We start from the raw sequence: 21,828 nt of genomic DNA on the forward strand, positions 1-21,828 counted from the left end.
GGGCCGCAGGGCGTCACGCCGTCCTGGCCCGGGCCGCGTAATGATCGGCGACGACGCGGGCCATCGCCCCGGTGCGGTCCTCGGTGACCTCCTTCGCGGCGAAGAAGCAGTGCCCGCGTACCGAGGCGTACCGCTTCGCCAGGGTCAGATGGCGCGACAGCTCCGCCGGGTCCTGCCAGGCGGCGGGTTGCGCGGGGTCGCCCGCCTTGTAGAGGGCCTCGCCGATGTAGAGGTCGACGCCGGTGCCCCGGGCGACCTCGTTCCACCACGGCACGAGGACCGCGTAGTCGGCGGCGGCCAGCCCGATGTTCCAGTAGAGCTGCGGGCAGATGTAGTCGATCCACGCCTCGCGCACCCACCGGCGCGTGTCGGCGTACAGGTCGTCGTAGGTCTGGGCGCCGGCCTGCGTGGCCGAGCCCAGCGGATCGTTCGCGGCGTTGCGCCACACGCCGAACGGGCTGACGCCGAACCGGACTTGGGGCTTGATCTCCTTGATCCGCGCGGCCGTCTCGCGTACCAGGAGGTCGATGTTGTCGCGCCGCCAGGCGGCCCGGTCCGCGAACCCTCCGCCGTACCGGGCGTACGCCTCGTCGTCGTCGAAGCTCACGCCCGCCACCGGATAGGGGTAGAAGTAGTCGTCCCAGTGGACGCCGTCGACGTCGTAGCGGGTGACCGCGTCCAGCATGGCGTCCTCGACGAACCTGCGGACCTCGGGCAGGCCCGGGTTGTAGTAGAGCTTCCCGCCGTACGGGACGGTCCAGCCCGGGTGCACACGGGCGGGGTGGGTCGCCACCAGACGCGTGGGGTCGGTGTGGTTCGCGACGCGGTAGGGGTTGAACCAGGCGTGCAGGGCGAGGCCCCGGCGGTGCGCCTCCGCGACCGCGGTGCCCAGCGGGTCCCAGCCGGGGTCCTGGCCCTGCACCCCCGTGAGCCACTGGGACCACGGCTCGTACGGCGAGTCCCAGAACGCGTCGGCGGTGGGGCGGACCTGGAAGACCACGGCATTCAGCCGCCGCTCCACCGCCTTGTCCAGGTGTGCGAGGAGCTCAGCGCGCTGGGCCGCGGCGGCGAGGCCGGGGCGCGAGGGCCAGTCCCGGTTCACGACGGTGGCCAGCCACATCCCGCGGAACTCGCGCCGGTCGCCGGCGGCGGCCGCGCCGCCCGTGGTGATCAGCCCGCCGAGCGCTCCGGCCGTGGCCGTGACGAAGCGCCTTCGAGTGATTCGTCCCACGTTCGCCCCTCGCTCAGGTGCCATGCGCCCAGGTGTACCGGACGACGGGCCCGCCCCGCCCCCACGGGCACGCGCGCGTTCGGAGTAACGTCAGGGGCCGAAGGCGGGCGCCGGAATCACACGGGGGACCTGCCGGGGACTGCAGTAGAGCGAAAGGCACGATGTGACCGACATCGAACGCGTCGGAATTGTGGGCTGTGGCCAGATGGGCGCGGGCATCGCGGAGGTGTGCGCGCGCAGCGGCCTGGACGTCATGGTCGCGGAGACCACCGGCGAGGCCCTGGAGATCGGCCGCACCCGGCTGCACAACTCCCTCTCGAAGGCCGCCGAGCGCGGCAAGATCACCGAGGAGGAGCGCGACGCGACGCTCGCCCGCCTGAGCTTCACCACCGACCTCGGCGAGTTCGCCGACCGCGATCTCGTGATCGAGGCCGTCGTGGAGAACGAGCAGGTCAAGACGGAGATCTTCCAGATCCTCGACCAGGTGGTGACCCGCCCGGACGCGATCTTGGCATCCAACACATCCTCGATCCCGCTGGTGAAGCTCGCGGTCGCCACCTCGCGCCCCGACCAGGTCATCGGCATCCACTTCTTCAACCCGGCGCCGGTGCAGAAGCTGGTCGAGCTGATCCCGGCCCTCACCACGTCCGAGGGCACCATCAGCCGCGCCCAGGTCCTCGTCGAGAAGGTGCTCGGCAAGCACGCCATCCGCGCCCAGGACCGCTCGGGGTTCGTGGTCAACGCGCTGCTCATCCCGTACCTGCTCTCCGCGATCCGGATGTTCGAGTCGGGCATCGCGAGCCGCGAGGACATCGACAACGGCATGGAGCTGGGCTGCGCCCACCCGATGGGCCCGCTGAAGCTCTCCGACCTCATCGGTCTGGACACGGTCGCCTCGGTCGCCGACAGCATGTACGACGAGTTCAAGGAACCCCTGTACGCCGCTCCCCCGCTGCTCCAGCGGATGGTCGACGCGGGACGTCTGGGCCGCAAGACGGGGTCCGGTTTCTACTCGTATGCCTGAGGAGAACGGCGTACGTCTGTATACGCGGGTGTACGTCTGAAAGGCGTGGGCCGGGCTCGTGCCGCGCACACCGGGTGTGCGCGGCGAGCCCGCATATGCCCATCGCACACGCTCCCGCCCCTGGACCACGGCGAGTTGACTCTGAGCCAGCACTTCCCTGGCACGTCCGGAACAGGACTAAGGAGTCAGCCGTGTCCACCCACTCGGGACATTCGATCACCGTCGACGAACTGGCGGAGTTACGCCGCCGCCTGGAAGTCGGCATGGCCCACGTGGACGGACAGCTCGCGCTGCTCGCCCAGCGGGGCGAGCAGACGGAGCGTGAACTGACCGACGCGGTGGGGCGGTTGACGGCCCTCGAACATCTGCGATGGCCGCTCCCCGCCCTCACCGTGATGGCCGCCCTCGGCGCGCTCTCGCTCGCCGTGTGGCAGGCACTCGGTCGCTAGCCCTCCTGAGGCGGCGGGGTCAGCCGTCGCCCAGGCGCAGATGGTGCAGGAGCAGGAGACCGGCCGCCATGTTGGCGGCCGGGACCTCCCCGCGGGCGACCATGTCGGGCACCAGCTTGAGGGGGACCCACTCGCGTCGTGACGACTCGAAGTCGTCCTCGGGGTGGCCGATGTACTCGGCCGACTCGGACCAGAACAGATGGTGCCGGGCGTCGATGAGGCCGTTGGCCGGCTCGACGGTGAGCAGGGGCTTGAGCGGGCCGGGCCGCCAGCCGGTCTCCTCCTCCATTTCACGGGCCGCGGCGCCCTCGATGTCCTCGCCGTCCTCGACGACGCCGGCCGCGAGTTCCCAGCCCCAGCTGTCGGTGATGAAGCGGTGCCGCCAGAGCAGCAGCACCTCGTTGGCGGTGTTGACGACGGTGGCCACGGCGACCGGCCGCAGCCTGATGAGGAAGTGGTCCAGGTGTCGGCCGTCCGGGAGCGCTACGTCCGCGAGGTTGACCCGGAACCAGCGATTCTCGTACACAGTTTGTTCGTTCAGATTCGTCCACTGCACGTTTCTGCCACCTTCCGACAAGTAGATGGCAATATCGCAGCAGGCTGACGGTTACAGGGGAACGCGAAGTGCCCCGTCGATCAGCTCGGCGGCTTCGGCCGCGCCCGCGCAACCGCTCTCGACCAGGTGCTCACGCACCACGCGCAGCCGGTCACGCAATCGCTGCGACTCCATCCCCCGGGCCCGCTCCGCCATCTCGACCGCGGTGGCCACGGCCCGGTCGGCGTCGCCCTGCCGCAGCTCGATCTGCGCGAGCATCGCAAGGCGGTGCACCCTTCCCCTGTCGTGGGAGGGCTCGTCGGCCGCGAGCGCGGCCTGTTCGCGGGCGGCCGTCAGATCGCCGAGGCTGAGCAGGGCCTCCGCCACCTGGACGTTGACCAGGCCCGGCTGGACGTAGCCGGTCTCGGCCGGTTCCTGCCCGGGCCGGATCCGTCCGGCCGCCGTCTCGGCGCTCCTGATCGAGGACAACGCGCTCTGCCCGTCCCCGAGATGGGCGTACGCCTTGGCCTGCATGGCATGCAGATCGGCCGCGAGGGCGGGGCTGAGCCGGCCGCCCGCCGCACGGAGCGCCGCCTCCGCGAAGGCGACCGACTGGCGGTAGTCCCGCATGAAGAGCGACTGGTTGACGAGGAGCGCGATGACATAGGCCCCAAGTCCCCGGTCCCCACTGGCCTTCGCGAGTCGCAGCGCCTGGTGGAAGTAGCGCTGGGCGAGGCCCTGCGCGTTGGAGTCGTAGGCGCAGATGCCCGCGATGGCCACCAACCCGCCGGTGGCCCGGTGGAGTTGGCGTCCTGTCGCGTCGGTGTAGCCGCCGCGCAGCAGCGGGGCGGTCTCCGCGTTGAGGAAGCCCACGATGCGCGAACGGGTCGCGATGCCGCCCGCCTTGCGGTACATCAGCTCGTAGTGCTCGCGCGCCGAGCGGAGCATCTCGATGTCGGACTCCCCCACCGCCGTCTGGCCGTTGCGGGAGACATCGGTGTCCTCGGGCGGGTTCTCCCACTCCCATACGGGCATGACCGCCGGGGTGCCGGTGACGGCGGGCGCGTCGAGTATGTGGGTGCGCTGCTGTTCGTCCGAGCGCCACAGGGCGGTGGCCCGCTCGACGAAGCCGGCGAGCGGCGAGCCGTGCAGCGGGGCCGGTTCGCCCGGCACGCCGAGGCCGATGTCGTCGAGGGTGACCCGGCGCCGCAGCCGGCCGGCGAGCACCTCGCAGAGCAGGTCGGGCACCTGGCCGCGCGGCCGCTGACCCTTCAACCACCGTGCCACGGCGGTGTGTTCGTATCTGAGAGTGACGCCTTTGGCCCGCCCGGCCTGGTTGACTCGGGCCGCGAGACCGGCGTGCGAGATCCCCGCCTCGTCCACCAGCGCGTCGAGCAGGGTATTGGGCTGCATGAGGCCCCTCCGTCGGCTCGGTGACATCAGCGTAAAGGAGCCCGGTTCACACGGGGTGTGAAGCGAGTACCCGCATTTATGCGCCGCGCTCTCTGCCCGGGAGCGCCCGGAGTCGGTTGACTCGGTACCGCCTCTCCCCGAGGCGACCGGGCCGCCGGCTCCCCCTCGAACAGTGCGGCGGCCCTCTCGGCGCCGTCCGCCCTGTCCGCGCTGCCCGGCACTCCCGGCAGGGCGGCGGCGCCCCACCTCAGAGATGAACTCCGGCCGCGCCGCTGCCGATCGGCTGCGCCGGCACCCGGACCCGGTCGTTGCGCAGAACGAGGAGAGCCACGTCGTCCGAGAGGCGCCCGCGGGTGTGGTCGAGCAGCGCGCGCTGCACCTGGGCCACCACGGCCGCGGGCGACACCGGGGAGGTGCGGGCCGCATCGGCGAGCGCCTCGCGCAGCGCGAAGAACCGCCCGGCGGCGTCCCGCGCGTCCTCCGCGCCGTCGGTGTGGAGGCAGAGCGCCTCGCCCGGCAGCAGCCGCCCGCAGCGCAGCGGGACGAGCTCGGCCGGGAGCGGGAAGGGCCCGAGCGGGGGCAACGGGTCGCCGGGCGCGAGTTGTTCGACTCCGGGGCCGAGCCGATGGGGCCAGGGATGACCGCAGTTGAGGGCGTCCATATCACCGTCGGCGCGGATCTCCAGGAGCAGGACCGTGACGAACTCCTCGGCGAGCGGGCTCTCCGGTTCTCCGCCGCCGCACGCCGGATGTTCGGCGCGGCAGCGCTCCCGCAGATGCCGCGCGAGCGCACGGTCCAACCTCCGTAACACGCCCGCCAGTTGGGGCTCGTCGTGGGCGGCTTCACGGAAGCTGCCCAGGAGCGCCGCGACCGCGCCGATCGCGGGGAGCCCGTGGCCGCGTACGTCGCCCATCACGATGCGTACGCCGTACGGGGTCGCCATCGCCTCGTACAGGTCGCCGCCGACCGACGCTCCGCGGCTCATGGAGAGCTGTCCGGCCGCGAGGGCGATCCCGTCGAGCCGCGCGGGCGGTGGCCGCAGGACCACCCGCTGGGCGGCATCGGCGATGTGTCCGATCCGCCGTACCTCCCGCTCGGCCGCGTTCCGGACGCCGACGACCAGCCACACCACGGCGGTCAGGAAGGCGAGGCAGGTGGCGATGCGCGGCCCCGCGCCACCCCCGCCGCCCGGCGGTCGCACCAGCTGCCAGATGACGACGAGGGCGAGCCAGCCGGACGGCAGGACCAGGCCCGGGGTCGCGGCCCGTCGGATGTGCGGGACACCGCCGCCGCGCGTGGTCCATCCCGGTGTACGGATCATGCCGTCGGCCCCCTCGGCCTCTGCGCGCTGTGGTGCACCGGGCCGCGGGGCCGAGCCCCGCCGACTCGCACGGCCGGGTCGATTCTTTCGATCGCGGGCACCGCCGTGCGGGAGCCGAACGGAGTTCTCACCCGAACGAGTGAGGTGCACCGGTTGGTCCGGTCCGGGGGCGGCGCCGCGGGACGCGGCGAAGGGCCGGGCAACGGTGACAGGACCGCTCCGGACAACGGCGAGAGGGGCGCGCCGGGAGTCCCGGTGCGCCCCTCTCGGTGCGTTCTGCCGCGGGCTACGCGCCGCGCAGCACCGCGCCCGCGGCCTCGGCCGCGTGGGCCACCGCCGCGTCGCGGGCGGCCGAGGCCTCCTCGACGGTCAGGGTGCGGTCGGCGGCGCGGAAGCGCAGCGCGTACGCGAGGGACTTCTTGCCCTCGCCGGTCTGCTCGCCGCTGTAGACGTCGAACAGGCGGATGGACTCCAGGAGTTCACCTGCTCCGGCGCGCAGCGCGTTCTCCACCGCGGCGGCCGGCACCTGGGCGTCGACGACGAGCGCCACGTCCTGGGTGGCCACCGGGAAGGTGGAGATCGACGGAGCCTGCACGACGCCCTCGGTGGCCCGCTCCAGGACGTCGAGGTCGAGCTCCATCGCACAGCTGCGGGCGGGCAGACCGAACGCCTTGACGACGCGCGGGTGCAGCTCACCGGCGTGCCCGACGAGGGTCTTGACGCCCTCGGGGAACACATACAGCTCGGCGCAGCGGCCCGGGTGCCAGGGGCCGTACTGGCCCTGCTCCACGGCGAGTTCGAGCCCTGCTTCGGCGGCCACGGCACGCGCCGCCTCGACGGCGTCGGCCCAGTCGGCCGGGCGGCCCCTACCCCACCAGCCGGCCTGCTCGCGCGCACCGGCAAGGACGGCGCCCACGTGCCGGGGCTGCACAGGCAGCACGGCGTCGAGAGCGGCGATCTCCTCGTCGGTGGGGCGGCGGTCGACGGGCAGCCGGGCCGCGACGCCCGGAGTCGGCGACGGGTGGAAGACCAGGCCCGTCTCGAACAGGGCCAGGTCGTGACTGCCGCGCCCGACGTTGCGGCGCAGCGTGGCGAGCAGACCCGGCAGCAGCGTGGTGCGCAGCGCCGGCTCCTCGTCGCTCAGCGGGTTGACCAGCTTCACGACGGCGCGGTTGGCGTCGTCCGCGTCGAGGCCCAGCTGGTCGAAGACCGACTCGGCGACGAACGGGTAGCTCGGCGCCTCGGTGAACCCGGCGCCGGCGAGCGCACGGCCGACCCTGCGGTGCAGCCGCTGACGCTCCGTCAGACCTCGTCCGGCGGGCGGCTTGGGCAGCGTGGAGGGCAGGTTGGCGTAGCCCTCGAGCCGGATGACCTCTTCGGCCAGGTCGTTCGGCTCGGTGAGGTCGGGGCGCCAGGACGGCACGGTCACGACGAGTTCGTCCTGCCCGTACGCATCGCAGCCGACCTCCTGGAGGCGGCGTACGACGGTCTCGCGGCCGTACTCGATGCCCGCGACGCGGTCCGGGTGGTCGGCGTGCATGGCGATGGTGCGCGGCGCGGACGGCGAGACGATCTCGGTGACACCGGCCTCGGCCGTGCCGCCCGCGAGCAGCACCAGCAGGTCGACGGTGCGCTGGGCGGCGGCGGACGCCGCCTGCGGGTCGACGCCACGCTCGAAGCGCTTGGACGCCTCGGAGGACAGCTTGTGGCGGCGCGCGGTGCGGGCGATGGCGACCGGGTCGAAGTGCGCGGCCTCGATGACGACCTCGGTGGTGCCCTTGACCTCGCCGGTCTCGGGGTCCGTGACGGAGTCGGCGATCTCGGTGTTGGCTCCGCCCATCACACCGGCGAGACCGATGGGGCCCCGGTTGTCGGTGATGACGAGGTCGGCGGCGTCCAGCTTGCGCTGGGTGCCGTCGAGGGTGGTGAGCAGCTCGCCGGCCTCGGCGCGGCGCACGCCGATGGGCCCGTCGACCAGGGTGCGGTCGTAGGCGTGCAGCGGCTGGCCGAGCTCGATCATCACGTAGTTGGTGATGTCGACGGCGAGCGAGATCGGACGCATCCCGGCCTTCTGCAGGCGGCGCTGCAGCCAGATCGGGGAGCGGGCCTCGGGGTCGAGACCGGTCACGGTGCGCGCGGTGAAGCGGTCGCAGCCGATCGGGTCGGCGACCTTGACCTGGTAGCCGTAGGAGTTGGGCGCGGGCACGTCGAGCAGCGCCGGGTCGCGCAGCGGCAGACCGTAGGCGATGGCGGTCTCACGGGCCACACCGCGCATCGACAGGCAGTCGCCGCGGTTGGCGGTGACCGCGATGTCGAGGACCTCGTCGACGAGTTCGAGCAGCGCGATCGCGTCGCTGCCCACCTCGTGCTCCGGGGGCAGCACGATGATGCCGCCGGTGGTGTCCGGGCCCATGCCCAGCTCGTCGCTGGAGCAGATCATGCCGTGCGACGTCCTGCCGTACGTCGTGCGCGCGGCGATCGCGAAGTCGCCGGGCAGCACCGCGCCGGGCAGCACCACGACGACCTTGTCGCCGACCGCGAAGTTGCGGGCGCCGCAGACGATCTCCTGGGGCTCACCGGTGCCGTTGGCCTGGCCGACGTCGACGGTGCAGAAGCGGATGGGCTTCTTGAACCCTTCCAGCTCCTCGATGGTGAGCACCTTGCCGACGACGAGGGGGCCCTTGAGCCCGGCGCCGAGTTGCTCGACTGTCTCGACCTCGAGACCGCAGTCGACCAGCTTGGCCTGCACGTCGCGGCCGGTCTCGGTGGCGGGGAGATCGACGTACTCCCGCAGCCAGGAAAGCGGGACCCGCATCAGATCTCCATCCCGAACGGCCGGGTGAACCGGACGTCACCCTCGACCATGTCTCGCATGTCTTCTACGTTGTGGCGGAACATCAGCATCCGCTCGATGCCGAAGCCGAAGGCGAAGCCGCTGTACTTCTCGGCGTCCACACCACAGGCGGTCAGCACCTTCGGGTTGACCATGCCGCAGCCGCCGAGCTCGATCCAGCCCTCGGACGAGCAGGTGCGGCAGGGGCGGTCCGGGTTGCCGACGGACTCGCCGCGGCACACGTAGCAGACCATGTCCATCTCGGCGGACGGCTCGGTGAACGGGAAGAAGTTCGGCCGCAGCCGCGTCGTGATGTCCTCGCCGAAGAGCGCCTTGACCATGTGGTCGAGGGTGCCCTTGAGGTCGGCCATGGTGAGGCCCTCGTCCACGGCGAGGAGCTCGACCTGGCGGAAGACCGGGCTGTGCGTGGCGTCCAGCTCGTCGGTGCGGTACACCCGGCCGGGGCAGATCACGTACACCGGAGGCTCGCGGTGGAGCATGGAGCGGATCTGTACGGGCGAGGTGTGCGTGCGCAGGACGACGCCGGAGTTGGCCGCCGCCTCCGGACCCTGCACGAAGAAGGTGTCGTGCTCGGTGCGGGCCGGGTGGTCCGGGCCGATGTTGAGCGCGTCGAAGGTGAACCACTCGGCCTCGGCCTCGGGGCCCTCGGCGACCTCGTAGCCCATGGCCACGAAGACGTCCTCGATGCGCTCCGAGAGCGTGGTCAGCGGGTGGCGGGCGCCGGCCGGTACGCGGTCGTGGGGCAGCGTGACATCGACCGCCTCCTCGACCAGGACCCGGGCGTCCCGCTCGTCCTCCAGCTCGGCCTGGCGCGCGGCCAGAGCCTTGTTCACGGCGCCGCGGGCCATGCCCACGAGCTTGCCGGCCGCGGCCTTGGCCTGCGGCGGCAGCGCGCCGATCTCGCGGTTGGCGAGTGAGAGGGGCGAGGTGCCACCGGTGTGCGCGGTCTTCGCCTGGGCGAGCGCGTCGAGGTCGCCCGCGGCGGCGAAGGCGGCGAGCGCCTCGTCCCGCATGCGCTCGATCTCTTCCGGTTTCAGCGCCTCGACCTCGACAGGGTCGTACGACTTATTAGGTGCCGACATCTCTTCCCGTGCTTCCGATTGTCTTGGCTGGGGGTCCCCGCGACCGCGACAGCGATACCGCGATAGCGCGCGGACACAAACGCGCCAAAGGTCGAGTCTAACGGGGTGAGGGAATGCGGTTGCGCCCGTGGGCGGCTCGGAGGGCGATCTACTGGAGATACGCCGGAGCGCCGACGGGCAGGATAAATCGGAACTGGGCGCCGCCGCCGGGCCCCCCGCCGACCGTGATGGTGCCGCCGTGCGCCTCGACGATGCCCTTGACGATGTACAGGCCGAGCCCGGTACCACCGCGCTTGCTCCCCCGCCAGAAACGGGTGAAGACACGGCCCATCGACTCCTCGGGGATGCCGGGGCCTTCGTCGCTCACGGTGACGGCCGTTCCCTTCTCGTCGTGCTCGTCGATGCGGACGGGCGCTGGTGCCACCTCAATGGTGACGGTTCCCTCGCCGTGGCGCACCGCGTTTTCCAGCAGGTTGCCGAGCACCTGGTCGATCTTGTCGGGGTCGGCCCACAGATCGGGCAACGGGCGCTGGACGCGGACCAGGAAGCGGTCGGGGGCCTGCCCGGATGCGACGTGGGCCTGGAGGTGGCGGCCGACGGCGGCCGGCACGTCGACCGGCTGACGGCGCACTTCCAGGCGGCCGGAGTCGATGCGGGAGATGTCGAGGAGTTCGGCGATGAGCCGGGTGACGCGGTTGGCGTCGGCGTCGACGGTCTCCAGCATGAGGCGCTTCTGATCGTCGGTGAACCGCTCCCACTTGGCGAGCAGCGTCGCGGTGAAGCCCTTCACGGAGGTCAGTGGAGAGCGCAGCTCGTGGGCGACGGTGGCGATGAGCTCGGCGTGCGAGCGTTCGGTGCGCCGCCGTGCCTCCGTGGAGCGCAGGCTGACCACGACCCGGCGCACGGGCCCGGTGGGGCGTTCGCGTACGTACCGCGCGGAGACGAGCACTTCGCGGCCGCCGGGCAGCAGCAGATTGCGTTCGGGCTGGCCGACCCGGATGGCGAGGCCGCCGTAGGGGTCGGTCAGCTGCCACCAGCGGCGGCCCTTGAGGTCTTCGAGGGGCAGCGCCCGCTCCAGCGGGAAGCCCAGTGCCTCGTGCTTCGCGACCGCCGTGATCCTGACGGCGGCGGCGTTGAAGCAGATCACCTGTCCCTTGTCGTCCGCGACGACGATCCCGTCGGGCAGGTCGTCGGGGTCGAAGCCGAGGACGTCAGGACGGCCGGACGGACACAGCGCGGTGCTGTTGCCGATGCTGCTCATGCCGACAGCCATCCCCCTATCCCCCCTCTCCGAAGCGCTGAGTGGGACCCCGGGCCCGCCACCCTACTAGTAGGAGGTGACGGAGCGGCACCCTGCGGCAGCACGCTGCGCACGAGCCGAGGCATAGAGGCATACGGCGGCGGCCGTCGCGAGGTTGAGACTTTCGGCCTTGCCGTGGATGGGCACGCGCACCACGGCGTCCGCGAGTGCGCGGGTCTCCTCTGGCAGGCCCCACGCCTCGTTGCCGAAGATCCACGCGGTGGGGCCGCCCATGGTGCCGGCGTCCAGCTCGGCATCCAGGTCGTCCTCGCCCGCGCCGTCGGCGGCCAGGATCCGTACGCCCGCGTCCCGCAGGCCCTGGACTGCCTGCTCGACGGGGACCCCCACCGCGACCGGCAGATGGAAGAGCGAACCGACCGACGCCCGCACGGACTTGGGGTTGTACAGGTCGACGGAGGCGTCGGTGAGGACGACCGCGTCGGCGCCCGCGGCATCCGCGCAGCGCAGGACGGTACCGGCGTTCCCGGGGTCGCGGACGTGCGCGAGCACGGCGACCAGCCTGGGCTTCGCGGCGAGGATCTCCTCGAACGGCGAGTCCAGGAATCGGCAGACACCGACCAAACCCTGCGGGGTGACGGTCTGGGAGACCTCGGCGAGGACCTCGTCGTCGGCGTAGTGGACGCGGGCCCCCGCGTCGAGGGCGGCGTGCACGATGTCGGCGTAGCGCTCGGCGGCCTCGACGGTCGTGAACAGCTCGATCAGGGTGGGCGCGCCGTCACTGCGGTGCTCGACGGCCTCCCGCACGGCCTGCGGTCCCTCGGCGATGAACCGGCGTTCCTTGCCCCGGACGTTGCGCCGCGCGAGCCGGCGGGCGGCGGCGACGCGCGGGGAACGCGGGGAGATCAGCTCGGGGGTGGGCATGTACGCGGTCTCTCTACGAGGTGGCGGGCTGGGGCCCTCCGGGGGCAGGGGCTCGGTCCCCCTCCCGAGGGCGGGAGGCTTGGGGCGCAGCCGCCGGGGAAGGTCCCGTAACGCGTCCGGACCCGCAGGCCAGCGGCCTGCGGGTCCGGTCCGGCTCAACCAGCCGTCAGGCGCTTACGCGGCCTTCGGGGCGTTGACGTCGCTCGGGAGGGCCTTCTGGGCCACCTCGACGAGCGCGGCGAACGCGTTGGCGTCGTTGACCGCGAGCTCGGCCAGGATCTTGCGGTCCACCTCGATGTTGGCGGCGTTCAGACCCTGGATGAGGCGGTTGTACGTCATGCCGTTCTGGCGGGCAGCAGCGTTGATGCGCTGGATCCACAGCCGACGGAAGTCGCCCTTGCGCTTCTTGCGGTCGTTGTAGTTGTAGACCAGCGAGTGGGTGACCTGCTCCTTGGCCTTGCGGTACAGGCGCGAACGCTGACCGCGGTAGCCGGAGGCCGCCTCGAGGATTGCCCTGCGCTTCTTGTGGGCGTTTACTGCCCGCTTGACGCGTGCCACTTGTTAACTCCTTGTAGCGGGGCCGTGGTTGGACTCACACGACCCGAAATCGAATAGGTCCCGGACTCGACGTTCCGCCCCGGGTGAGGGGGCGGAGGAACGTCACTTGCCGAGAAGCTTCTTGATCTTCTTGGCGTCGGCCGGAGCCAGGACGACCGTGCCCGTCAGCGAGCGGGTCTTCTTGGACGACTTGTGCTCGAGCAGGTGGCGCTTGCCGGCACGCTCGCGGAGCACCTTGCCGGAGCCGGTGATCTTGAAGCGCTTGCTGGCACCGCTGTGCGACTTGTTCTTCGGCATAGCGCCGTTATCTCCTCGTCAGTGGCGCTCCCAGCCGGTCCGGGGACCGGCGCTCGGGAGCGTCATATATGTCGGTTGATTTCCGGAACGGGCTGTCCCGGAATCAGGCCTCGGCGGGGTGTTCCTCGGCCACTGCCTCGGCGGCGGGCGCCTCGGCGGCGGACTCGTCCTCGGCGGACTCGTCCTCGACGGACTCGTCGGCCTGGGCAGACAGACCCTGGCGCTCCGCCTTGCGGGCCGCCTGGGCCTCGCGGGCTTCGGCCATCGCCTCGGTCTTCTTCTTGTGCGGACCGAGAACCATGATCATGTTTCGGCCGTCCTGCTTCGGGCTGGACTCGACGAAGCCGAGCTCCTCCACGTCCGAAGCGAGGCGCTGAAGCAGTCGGTAGCCGAGCTCCGGCCTGGACTGCTCACGACCACGGAACATGATCGTGATCTTGACCTTGTCGCCCTGCTTGAGGAACCGAACGACGTGACCCTTCTTGGTGTCATAGTCGTGCGGGTCGATCTTCGGCCGGAGCTTCATCTCCTTGATGACCGTGTGCGCCTGGTTCTTGCGCGCCTCACGGGCCTTCATGGCCGACTCGTACTTGAACTTCCCGTAGTCCATGAGCTTGCACACGGGCGGACGGGCGGTCGCCGCGACCTCGACCAGGTCGAGGTCATACTCCTGGGCGAGCTCCAGGGCCTTGGCAAGCGGAACAATTCCGACCTGCTCGCCGCTGGGGCCGACAAGTCGGACCTCGGGAACGCGAATCCGGTCGTTGATGCGGGGCTCGGCGCTGATGGATCCTCCTCAGTAGCACCACACGGCTGTCTGGCAGACAGCCGCGTATGTCTCTAGTGACATGACCAACCGCTACGAGACACAAAAAATGCCCCGTCACGGACACAGGCGGGGCTCCAAGAAAACCGGAACACCGCCGCGGGTCCACCGCGGGGCGTACATCGGGCGGCTCCATCGTCCGTACGGAACGATGGGGGCCACCTGACCGGATGACCCGCCTCCCGTGAGGGTGGTCGGGTGGGAGATCGGAGCCTCCACTTGTGGGCCGGGCACACGTGCCCGGCCGGTCGTTACACAAGGTTAGCAGCAACCCGACGGGCGGGCTAATCGAGTGCGCGGGAAGAGCGGACTCCGCGCACCGCATATCGTGTGGGCATGAGTGAGACGCCCCCCCAAGACACCGCCGACTTCGACACCATGGCCCGCGACATCGCGGAGGTTCCGGCCGTCGAGGTGATCGTGACGGTCGCCGTGAACCTGATGAGCGCCGCCGCCGTGAAGCTCGGTCTGACCGAGGAGGGCGACCAGTACAAGGACCTCGACGAGGCCCGCAAGCTGGTGCACGCCCTGGCCGGGCTTCTCGACGCCGGGGCCACCGAGATCTCGTCCTTCCACGCCGCCCCGCTGCGCGACGGCCTGAAGTCGCTCCAGCTGGCGTTCCGTGAGGCCTCGATCGTGCCGGACGCGCCGGGCCAGGGGCCGGGCGAGAAGTACACGGGCGCCGTCTTCGGCTGACCCGCTCCCCCGCACGCTCACGAACGGGCCGCTTCGCACCTCACCGGGTGAAGAGCGGCTCGTTCGGCTGTGGGGCCCCGGACGGCAGCAGGGCCAGGTCGAGGCCGCGCACCAGCCGGGCCCGCAGTGTCTCGTCGGCGGCGATCAGTTCGGCGACCGCGCGGCCGGCCTCCGCCGGTTCCACGCCGTCGGCGACGACCAGGGCGAGGGTGCCGTCCGCGCTGCCGGGGCCGAGGTGGGCGCGGAGTACCGCGGGAACGGCGGCGACCGCCGAGCGGACCGCCTCCAGCACCGCGGGGTCGTGGAGCGGGTCCGCGCTGGTGCGGCCCTCCGCGAGGGCGAGCAGGGCCGCGCCCTTCAGTTCGTACGCCACCGGTCCCGCGAGGTCGACGACCACGGTGTCCGCCTTCTCGTGCACGGCCGCCGCGAGCGCCTGGTGCAGCGGCACCGCGACGGGCCGGGCCGCCGGGTCCCACAGGGCGAGCGCCTCGATCGACGTGAACGCGGGCAGCGCCGTGCGCCCGCCCGCCGTCAGGGTGGGCACCGCCATGTCGCTGGTCTTCTCGCGCTTGAGACCGTTCTCGTCGATCTCGCTCTCGCCGAGCATGGCGACCACCGGCACGAGGAGCCGCGCTGTGCGGAGCGCCGCGAGCACCCGCGGCTCGGCCGATCTGTCCTTCGCCCAGGCGGCCAGGGCCTCGGTCAGTTCGGGGGCGGCAGTGCCGTCGTCGTCGGAGAAGCCGGAATCCGGAATGTTCTTGAGCGCCACGCCATGAGACTAGCCGGGCCGTGCGGTCGGCCCGTCATGGCCTCCGCGCCGGCTTCACAGCCACGCGCGCGGTGTCCTGACCCGGGTGGAGCGCCACAGCGCCACGCCGGTCACCAGCAGTAGGACGCCGCCGCCCGCGGAGAGCGGGGCCAGCCAGTTCGACGGGCCGCCGGTGGCGGCCGGGGCGTCCGGCCCGCCGCCGAAGTACGTCCTGCCGTTTCCGGCGGACTCGGGGCGCAGCCCGGCCGGCTTCAGCTTGGCGGCCGCGGCGAGCGCGGCGGCCGGGTCGATCAGGCCATAGCCGTGGGCGTCGTCCCGGCCGCCCTCGGGGGCGTCACGGGCGGTGTCCTCCAGGAGCTTCTTGATCTGCGCGGGACTGAGGCCGGGGTCCGCGGAGCGTACGAGGGCGACGGCGCCGGAGACGAACGCGGAGGCGGCGCTCGTGCCCCAGCCCTCGTAGTACTTGCGGTCCGGGTCCGCGATGACGACGTCCACGCCGGGCGCGCTGACGGTGGCGTACCAGTGGCGGGTGGAGAACGAGGCGTGGGTGCCGTACTTGTCGACGGCGGCCACCGCGATGACGCCGGGGTAGGCGGCCGGGTAGGAGATGTGGTCGCCCTGATCGCCGCCGTTGCCCGCGGAGGCCACGACGACGGCGCCCTTGCCGAGCGCGTACTGGATCGCGGCGTCCTCCGCGGGTTCGGGGTGCGCGGACGCGCTGTCGTCGCCGAGCGAGAGGTTGATGACGTCGGCGCCGTGGTCCGCGGCCCACCGGATGCCTTCGGCGAGCGCGCCGCCCTTGCTCTCGCGGGCCTGCTTGCGGGCCGGGTCGGTCGATTCCAGGATGACCCGGACCGGGAGGATCTTGGCTTCGGGCGCGATGCCTAGGACACCTGAGCGGTCTCCCGCGCCGTGGCCGTGGCCCGCGATGATGCCGGCCATCGCCGTACCGTGCCGGGCCCAGTCGCGGCTGCCCTGCCCGGCCCCGAACCCGATGAGGTCCTCGCCCGGCAGGACCTGCCCGGCGAGGTCGGGGTGGCTGCCGTCCACGCCGGTGTCCAGGACGGCGACGGTGATCCCCTTCCCCTTGGTCGTGCGCCACGCCTGCTGGGTGTGCATCGCGGTCAGCTCCCACTGCCGGTCCCGTATCCCGTCGGCGTGGGCCGGACCGGCGCAGAGCAGCAGACTGAGCGCGGCGATCACCCCGAGCGCGCCGGTGCGGCGCAGGCGGGGGGCGGCCGGGAGCGCGACGGTGCGGCGCAGGCGGAAGGGCCGGCCAAGCGCGCTGGCGCGGCGCAGATGGGGGGCGGCCGGTTCGGGCGGTTCGGCCATGGGGGGGCCGGAAGGGGGCAGTTCGCTCATGGTGTGGGCTCCGGGCCTGCGGCGACCTTCTTGCGCAGGTCGCGTTCTACGGCGTCGGCGATGCCCTTGGCGTCGTGGCCCAGGCCCGCCTCGGCGACGGGGCCGGTCGCGCCGCCCGCCGTGGCCTGTTCGGCGGACTGCGGCGTGGCCACCACACGGCCGTCGGCGAAGCCGGAGACGGCGGTGACGAGTACGGGCGCGTCGGTGAGGACCCGTACCGTCCAGCCCGCGCGCTGCTTGGCGCCGAACGCGGCGGCCACGCTGCCCTTCACGGCGTACGGCAGGGGCAGCAGATCGGTGCGCTCGCCGAGCTTCTCGTTGCTGAACCGGTTCGCCAGGGTGGTCATGGCGGCGGGGTCGGCGCGCGTGAAGACCAGGCCGACCGTGGTCACGCTGCTGGCCGTCGCGTCGGTGTAGGTGGCGCGCAGCATACGGACGCAGCCGACCGGTGCGATCACCTTGAGGAGCAGGGGGTCGAGCGCGCCCGCGCAGTCGCCGTCCGGAGCGACGCCGATCCGGGTCCACTGCCGCTGGGCGCCGCCGGGCCCGGCGCCGGTGCCGAGGATGGTGCGGGGGAAGAGGGTGTCGACGGGCACGCTGTGCCACAGGTCGCGGGCTGCGGTGTAGTTGCTGTGGGCGGCGGGACCGTCGGAGTCGTCGTCCAGCCAGGTGCCCGCGGCCGCCCCGCCGATGAGTCCGACGCCGAGGACCACGCATATCGCGGCCGCCGCCACGCGCCCGGGCCGCCGCGGCGGCACCGGCCGCAGCGGGCCCGGCTCGTCGGAGAGCGGTTCCGGCGGGAGCAGCGGTCTGGGCGGCGCGGCCGGCTGCGGGGGTATCGCGGGCGGACGGGGCACCGCGACCGCGGGCGGCACGGCCGAAGTCGGGGACGCTATGGGGGCGTTCGGGCTGGTCGAGGTGAGCGAAGTGTTCGAGGAGTTCGGGGGGTCTGAGGGGTACGGGGGATCCGAGGGGTACGGGGTGACCGGCGCGATCGGCGTGGTCCGAGGCTTCGGCAGGACCGGGCCCGGGTCGATGAGGTCGAGCGCGGAGCGCAGTCGCTCGGCGGCGCGTACGGACGCGCGCGGTGGGGCCGGCGCGGGAGAACCCGAAGGACCTGACGGCCCCGGGTCGGACGGGCCTGACGGCGCTGCCGAGCCGGACAGACTCGGCACGCCCGGAGCCGATGAGCCTGACGGGGTGGCCGGCCCTGAGGCAGACGAGCCTGAGGGGGTGGCCGGGCCTGACGAGGCCGACGAGCCTGACAGGGTGGCCGGCCCTGAGGCCGACGAGCCTGACGGGGCGGCCGGGCATGATGGGCCGGGCAGGTCGGGTTCCGGTGCGGGCGGCGGCAGTTGAGGGCGGCTGTGCGGGGGCCGTGCGTCGGTGGTCATCCGCCCCCCTCGTACCCCGCTTGCCGTTCGGTCCAGCCCTCTTGCGCTCGGGCGTCACTCTACGGGCTGATCCTGTGCGGGTGCAGACCGGTGGGGGTACCGCCGCTGCCGCGAGGGCGAGCCGGCGGATACGCCGGTCCAGGTCGCGCGGCATCCGCACCGGCCGACCCCTACCTTGTGGTAACCGGTTCTGGCAGGCTTCCGTCATGACTCCCCGCGCCGCTGACCGCGCCCGGTACGACCGGGCGACCGCTCACCTCGACGCGCCTGTGGCGATCGTCGATCTGGAGGCGTTCGACGCCAACGCGGACGACCTGGTGCGCCGGGCGGCCGGCAAACCGATCCGGGTCGCCAGCAAGTCGGTGCGGTGCCGGGCGCTTCTGGAGCGGGTGCTCGCCAGGCCCGGCTTCGCGGGGCTCATGTCGTTCACGCTGGCCGAGTCGGTGTGGCTCGCGCGGGCCGGGTTCGAGGACGTGCTGCTCGCCTATCCGTCCGCCGACCGGGCCGCTTTTACGGAGCTGACCGGCGACCCGAAACTCGCCGGGGCCATCACCGTCATGGTCGACGACCCGGCCCAGCTCGACCTGGTGGACCGGGCCCGTGAGGGCGACGGCCAGGAGGTGCGGGTCTGTCTGGAGCTGGACACCTCGCTCCAGCTCTTCCGGGGCCGGGTGCGGGTCGGCGCCCGCCGCTCCCCGCTGCGCACTCCGGAGCAACTGGCCGAACTGGCCCGCTCGGTGGCCCGGCGCCCCGGGTTCCGGCTGGTCGGTCTGATGGCGTACGAGGGCCATGTCGCCGGGGTCGGGGACGCGGTGGCGGGCAGTCCGCTGCGCTCGCGCGCGATCCGTCTGATGCAGGCGGCGGCCCGCAAGGAGTTGGCGGCGCGCCGGGCGGAGGTGGTGCGCGCGGTACGGGCGGTCGCGCCGGACCTGGAGTTCGTCAACGGCGGCGGCACCGGCAGTGTGCAGCACACGGCGGCCGAGGCGGCGGTGACGGAGATCGCGGCGGGCTCGGGGCTCTATGTGCCGCGGCTCTTCGACAACTACACGTCGTTCAGCGGGCGTCCGGCGGCGCTGTTCGCCCAGCCGGTGGTGCGCAGGCCCGGTGTCGGTGTCGTGACCGTGCTCGGCGGCGGTTACCCGGCGTCGGGCGCGCCCGGCGCGGACCGCCTTCCGGTGCCGTATCTGCCGGAGGGGCTGCGCTACGACCCGCAGGAGGGCGCGGGCGAGGTGCAGACGCCGCTGCTCGGCTCCGCCGCGGACGATCTCCTGATCGGGGACAAGGTGTGGTTCCGGCACGCGAAGGCGGGCGAACTGTGTGAACGCTTCGAGGAGTTGCAGCTCGTCGAGGGCGACCGGGTGACGGCAACCGTGCCGACGTACCGGGGCGAGGGCCGCACGTTCTTGTAGCGGGCGCGCGGCCGTACCGCGGCAAGGGCCGCACGTTCCTGTAGCGGGGCCCGCGGCCCTACCGCGGCGAGGGCGGCGCGTTCCTGTGGCCCGGGGCCCGGCCCGCACTACAGAGGTGGCTCGACGGCCGCACGTGCCCGTGACTTGGGCGTCCCGGCCTCAGAGCGACGGCGGGGCCAGGCTGGTGCCGGCGCCGCCGTTCTGGCCGCCTCCGCCGCCGATGGGCGCGATGCCCCGGGTGATGGTGTCCATGAGGGCGAGCGGCGGGCCGTCCGCGCCGGTGTCGAAGGCGAACCGCGCGATGACCATGGCCTGGCTGCCCACCGTGGAGGGGAAGGCGAGCGACTCGACGTAGCCGCCGGGGCCCGAGCCGGTCGTGACCTGCCAGCGCACCAGGTAACCGGTGCGCCCGTCGACCACCACGGAGCCCGACTTCACCTCGTGGTGCGCGGTGATGCCGTTGTAGGGGCGGGAGCCGACCAGGTCGTGGTCGTAGGCGTCGTTGGCCGCGTCGGTGATGTCGTTCTTGGCGACGGCCTCGGGGGTCTTGAGGTCGGTCGCGGTGGCCGTCGAGGTGGTGACCGTGCCGTGGTGACAGAAGCCCGAGCCGCCGGGGCAGTCGTAGGTGTCCTTCGTCGTCATGGTGAGAAGTCCGGACACCGGGTCGTCGGTCTTCTCCCAGCCCTCCGGGATCGGCAGGGTGATGCCGTTGAGCTGGTCGACGAGGGTGTTCGGGTTGCCGGTCGGCGATGAACTCGCCTGTGTGGACGGCGAGTCGGCGGCCACCGGAGCGGAGGCGCTGTCGCTCGCGCTCGTGGGGCTGGGGTCGTCGTCGCCCCGGCCGAGCAGGACGGCCCCGCCGACGGCCCCGGCCACCAGGACCACGGCCGCGGCGCCGATCGCCGCCGTCCGGCCGCGCCGCCGCGCGGGCGGCGGGACCACCACGGCGACCGGCTGCGGCGGCCCGAAGGCCGGCGCGCCGTGCGTCCTGGTGTTAGCGGTCCAGGCGGCGCCGTCCCACCAGCGTTCGGTGCCCGGCAGGCCCGGGTCCGGGTACCAGCCGGGCGGGGTCGTCATGGTCATGCGCACACCCTAGGACGTGTGTTCAGCCGCCGTACACCGAGTCCCATTGGTCGGGCACGACCGAGCCGTCGGCGCGCCGTACGGGAGCCGGGGTGCCGTCGTGCTCGGTGTAGCCGGTGGTGGCGCAGGGGTAGGGCGCGGCCTTCTGTCCCTTGGGCTCGATGAACATGGGGTTGACGATCCAGCGGCCGTCGCTGTCGTCGTACGCCCGGCACATCAGCTCGTTCTTGTTGCGGTTCAGGACGAGGCGCAGGCCGGTGGCGTCCCGCAGGAAGGACACGTCGGTGTCGGAGTCGCCGGCCGCGAACACCTGGCGCTGCTTGGCGGGCTGCACCTTCTCCGCCGCGGCGCCCCGCACGCCGAAGATCTCCTGGTTCATCCAGCAGCGCTTGCCGTCGATGTAGGTGATCATCGCGTCGTCACCGTCCTTGGCCGAACCGCAGCCCTTGAGATGAGAGGTGATGCGGCCGTGCTCGGTGGTGGAGCGGATGCCGATGGCGTGGTCGGGGTCGACGCCCGCGCCGCGTGCCCATACGTCGACGACGGGCTCGGGCGAAGCGGAGGTGATCCAGACGTCGAAGCCTGACTTCTGAAGCGTACGGATCAGATCGCGCTGCTGGTCGTAGTAGCGCACCCAGGCCGTCGCCTTGGTGTTGCTGCCCACCGTCTGCACGGCGTCGGCCGGGGCCTTGAGGTTCTCGGTGCGGGCCGCGCTCGCGAAGGCCTTGACCTGGGCCGGGGTCCAGCCGTGCAGAAGCTGGGCGAGCCAGGCGTACGAGGGCTCCATGGTGCGCCGGTCGTAGCCGGCGAAGGCGGGGGCGCCCTTGCCGGTGGTGCCCTCGCCGTAGACCGCGAGGATCTCGTCGGCGCACCGGGTGTCGGTGGCGGTGGGCAGGGTGGCGGAGCGGCCGGCCGGGCAGGCGGCGGCGATGGAGTTCGCGGCGGCGGCGGTCAGGTAGCGGCTGGTGGTGCGCCAGTCGCCGTGCGCGGGGCGCTGGATCTTGGAGTGGCGCAGCAGCCAGTACATGGTGGCGTCGCCGACGTCGTTCTTGACGACGGTGTTGTCCCAGTCGAAGACGGCGACCGGCTTCTTGCCATGGCCCGCACGCGCACCGGCACCGGCGCCGGCGCCCGCGCCGCAAGTGCCGTAGCTGTCGATCAGGTCCTGGATGCGGTCCTGGTTGTCGCCGAACCAGCCCTCGGAGACGGCCAGTTGGGGGCAGCGGGTTGAGTGCGCCTCGGCGGGCTGCGCGGCGACGAGGCCGGCCGCGGCTATGGAGAGCGCTGCGGCGAGGACCGGAAGGCGGCGAACGGCGGGGGACGTGGACACGCTGGAGGACTCC

Annotated in this window: 20 protein-coding genes; 4 read left to right on the forward strand and 16 right to left on the reverse strand. The window is 72.4% G+C overall.

The window, feature by feature from the left end:
• Window positions 1-13: 13 nt before the first annotated feature.
• Complete coding sequence (locus AB0D31_RS14415) at window positions 14-1,255, reverse strand: family 10 glycosylhydrolase (RefSeq protein ID WP_362721807.1); 1,242 nt, start codon at window positions 1,253-1,255, stop codon at window positions 14-16.
• Window positions 1,256-1,394: 139 nt separating this feature from the next.
• On the opposite strand from AB0D31_RS14415, the gene AB0D31_RS14420 reads away from it, so the two are divergent.
• On the forward strand, window positions 1,395-2,255 hold the full coding sequence (locus AB0D31_RS14420) for a 3-hydroxybutyryl-CoA dehydrogenase (protein WP_328313876.1): 861 nt from the start codon (window positions 1,395-1,397) through the stop codon (window positions 2,253-2,255).
• 191 nt (window positions 2,256-2,446) lie between these two features.
• Complete coding sequence (locus AB0D31_RS14425) at window positions 2,447-2,704, forward strand: hypothetical protein (RefSeq protein ID WP_362721810.1); 258 nt, start codon at window positions 2,447-2,449, stop codon at window positions 2,702-2,704.
• A 19-nt stretch (window positions 2,705-2,723) separates the two neighbouring features.
• Here AB0D31_RS14425 and AB0D31_RS14430 read toward each other — a convergent pair whose 3' ends face one another.
• The 10 genes from AB0D31_RS14430 to infC all read right to left on the reverse strand — a co-directional run bounded on the left by AB0D31_RS14430 (window position 2,724) and on the right by infC (window position 13,733).
• Window positions 2,724-3,260: an NUDIX hydrolase gene (locus AB0D31_RS14430; RefSeq protein WP_362721812.1), complete on the reverse strand. Its 537-nt coding sequence runs from the start codon at window positions 3,258-3,260 to the stop codon at window positions 2,724-2,726.
• A 51-nt stretch (window positions 3,261-3,311) separates the two neighbouring features.
• On the reverse strand, window positions 3,312-4,652 hold the full coding sequence (locus AB0D31_RS14435; protein ID WP_362721814.1) for a transcriptional regulator: 1,341 nt from the start codon (window positions 4,650-4,652) through the stop codon (window positions 3,312-3,314).
• Window positions 4,653-4,899: 247 nt separating this feature from the next.
• On the reverse strand, window positions 4,900-5,973 hold the full coding sequence (locus AB0D31_RS14440; protein WP_362721817.1) for a PP2C family protein-serine/threonine phosphatase: 1,074 nt from the start codon (window positions 5,971-5,973) through the stop codon (window positions 4,900-4,902).
• Between the two features lie 286 nt (window positions 5,974-6,259).
• A complete protein-coding gene (gene pheT / locus AB0D31_RS14445) occupies window positions 6,260-8,788 on the reverse strand; it encodes a phenylalanine--tRNA ligase subunit beta (protein ID WP_362721820.1) in 2,529 nt (842 codons plus the stop codon).
• Complete coding sequence (gene pheS, locus AB0D31_RS14450) at window positions 8,788-9,909, reverse strand: phenylalanine--tRNA ligase subunit alpha (RefSeq protein ID WP_362721823.1); 1,122 nt, start codon at window positions 9,907-9,909, stop codon at window positions 8,788-8,790. The genes pheT and pheS overlap by 1 nt, the downstream gene beginning before the upstream one ends.
• A gap of 148 nt (window positions 9,910-10,057) precedes the next feature.
• Window positions 10,058-11,170: an ATP-binding protein gene (locus tag AB0D31_RS14455; protein WP_362721825.1), complete on the reverse strand. Its 1,113-nt coding sequence runs from the start codon at window positions 11,168-11,170 to the stop codon at window positions 10,058-10,060.
• Window positions 11,171-11,236: 66 nt separating this feature from the next.
• Entirely contained in the window at window positions 11,237-12,091 is an 855-nt protein-coding gene (locus tag AB0D31_RS14460) for an RNA methyltransferase (RefSeq protein WP_362721827.1), read from the reverse strand.
• 174 nt (window positions 12,092-12,265) lie between these two features.
• Window positions 12,266-12,649, reverse strand: coding sequence for a 50S ribosomal protein L20 (gene rplT, locus AB0D31_RS14465; RefSeq protein ID WP_024494113.1), 384 nt, complete (start codon window positions 12,647-12,649; stop codon window positions 12,266-12,268).
• 102 nt (window positions 12,650-12,751) lie between these two features.
• On the reverse strand, window positions 12,752-12,946 hold the full coding sequence (rpmI, locus tag AB0D31_RS14470; RefSeq protein WP_362721830.1) for a 50S ribosomal protein L35: 195 nt from the start codon (window positions 12,944-12,946) through the stop codon (window positions 12,752-12,754).
• Window positions 12,947-13,049: 103 nt separating this feature from the next.
• Complete coding sequence (gene infC, locus AB0D31_RS14475; protein WP_362721917.1) at window positions 13,050-13,733, reverse strand: translation initiation factor IF-3; 684 nt, start codon at window positions 13,731-13,733, stop codon at window positions 13,050-13,052.
• 375 nt (window positions 13,734-14,108) lie between these two features.
• Between infC and AB0D31_RS14480 the strand changes: the two genes are divergently transcribed.
• Complete coding sequence (locus tag AB0D31_RS14480) at window positions 14,109-14,468, forward strand: DUF1844 domain-containing protein (protein ID WP_362721833.1); 360 nt, start codon at window positions 14,109-14,111, stop codon at window positions 14,466-14,468.
• A 40-nt stretch (window positions 14,469-14,508) separates the two neighbouring features.
• Here AB0D31_RS14480 and AB0D31_RS14485 read toward each other — a convergent pair whose 3' ends face one another.
• From AB0D31_RS14485 to AB0D31_RS14495, 3 genes are read right to left on the reverse strand one after another with little or no spacing between them, the layout of a single operon-like run.
• The gene (locus tag AB0D31_RS14485) at window positions 14,509-15,237 is read right to left on the reverse strand and encodes an SseB family protein (RefSeq protein ID WP_362721836.1); all 729 of its coding nucleotides are present in this window, start codon (window positions 15,235-15,237) and stop codon (window positions 14,509-14,511) included.
• Window positions 15,238-15,291: 54 nt separating this feature from the next.
• Window positions 15,292-16,599 (reverse strand): type VII secretion-associated serine protease mycosin, encoded by a 1,308-nt coding sequence (gene mycP, locus AB0D31_RS14490; protein WP_362721839.1) that lies wholly within the window; start codon window positions 16,597-16,599, stop codon window positions 15,292-15,294.
• A complete protein-coding gene (locus AB0D31_RS14495; protein ID WP_362721842.1) occupies window positions 16,596-17,474 on the reverse strand; it encodes a hypothetical protein in 879 nt (292 codons plus the stop codon). The genes mycP and AB0D31_RS14495 overlap by 4 nt, the downstream gene beginning before the upstream one ends.
• Before the next feature lie 725 nt (window positions 17,475-18,199).
• On the opposite strand from AB0D31_RS14495, the gene AB0D31_RS14500 reads away from it, so the two are divergent.
• On the forward strand, window positions 18,200-19,402 hold the full coding sequence (locus tag AB0D31_RS14500; RefSeq protein WP_362721844.1) for an amino acid deaminase/aldolase: 1,203 nt from the start codon (window positions 18,200-18,202) through the stop codon (window positions 19,400-19,402).
• A gap of 159 nt (window positions 19,403-19,561) precedes the next feature.
• Here the strand turns inward: AB0D31_RS14500 and AB0D31_RS14505 are convergent, their stop codons facing one another.
• Both AB0D31_RS14505 and AB0D31_RS14510 read right to left on the reverse strand, forming a co-directional pair.
• Window positions 19,562-20,485: a DUF2510 domain-containing protein gene (locus tag AB0D31_RS14505; protein ID WP_362721847.1), complete on the reverse strand. Its 924-nt coding sequence runs from the start codon at window positions 20,483-20,485 to the stop codon at window positions 19,562-19,564.
• 22 nt (window positions 20,486-20,507) lie between these two features.
• On the reverse strand, window positions 20,508-21,815 hold the full coding sequence (locus AB0D31_RS14510; RefSeq protein ID WP_362721849.1) for a haloacid dehalogenase-like hydrolase: 1,308 nt from the start codon (window positions 21,813-21,815) through the stop codon (window positions 20,508-20,510).
• Window positions 21,816-21,828 lie beyond the last annotated feature (13 nt).

This window comes from Streptomyces sp. NPDC048361, assembly GCF_040651795.1.
GTDB lineage: Bacteria > Actinomycetota > Actinomycetes > Streptomycetales > Streptomycetaceae > Streptomyces.

Bases quoted from the DNA above. Each gene is read 5' to 3' on its own strand.
- AB0D31_RS14415 (WP_362721807.1), bottom strand. From the start codon at position 1,255: ATGGCACCTGAGCGAGGGGCGAACGTGGGACGAATCACTCGAAGGCGC.
- AB0D31_RS14435 (WP_362721814.1), bottom strand. From the start codon at position 4,652: ATGCAGCCCAATACCCTGCTCGACGCGCTGGTGGACGAGGCGGGGATC.
- AB0D31_RS14440 (WP_362721817.1), bottom strand. From the start codon at position 5,973: ATGATCCGTACACCGGGATGGACCACGCGCGGCGGCGGTGTCCCGCAC.
- pheT (WP_362721820.1), bottom strand. From the start codon at position 8,788: ATGCGGGTCCCGCTTTCCTGGCTGCGGGAGTACGTCGATCTCCCCGCC.
- pheS (WP_362721823.1), bottom strand. From the start codon at position 9,909: ATGTCGGCACCTAATAAGTCGTACGACCCTGTCGAGGTCGAGGCGCTG.
- AB0D31_RS14455 (WP_362721825.1), bottom strand. From the start codon at position 11,170: ATGAGCAGCATCGGCAACAGCACCGCGCTGTGTCCGTCCGGCCGTCCT.
- AB0D31_RS14460 (WP_362721827.1), bottom strand. From the start codon at position 12,091: ATGCCCACCCCCGAGCTGATCTCCCCGCGTTCCCCGCGCGTCGCCGCC.
- rpmI (WP_362721830.1), bottom strand. From the start codon at position 12,946: ATGCCGAAGAACAAGTCGCACAGCGGTGCCAGCAAGCGCTTCAAGATC.
- AB0D31_RS14480 (WP_362721833.1), top strand. From the start codon at position 14,109: ATGAGTGAGACGCCCCCCCAAGACACCGCCGACTTCGACACCATGGCC.
- mycP (WP_362721839.1), bottom strand. From the start codon at position 16,599: ATGAGCGAACTGCCCCCTTCCGGCCCCCCCATGGCCGAACCGCCCGAA.
- AB0D31_RS14500 (WP_362721844.1), top strand. From the start codon at position 18,200: ATGACTCCCCGCGCCGCTGACCGCGCCCGGTACGACCGGGCGACCGCT.
- AB0D31_RS14505 (WP_362721847.1), bottom strand. From the start codon at position 20,485: ATGACCATGACGACCCCGCCCGGCTGGTACCCGGACCCGGGCCTGCCG.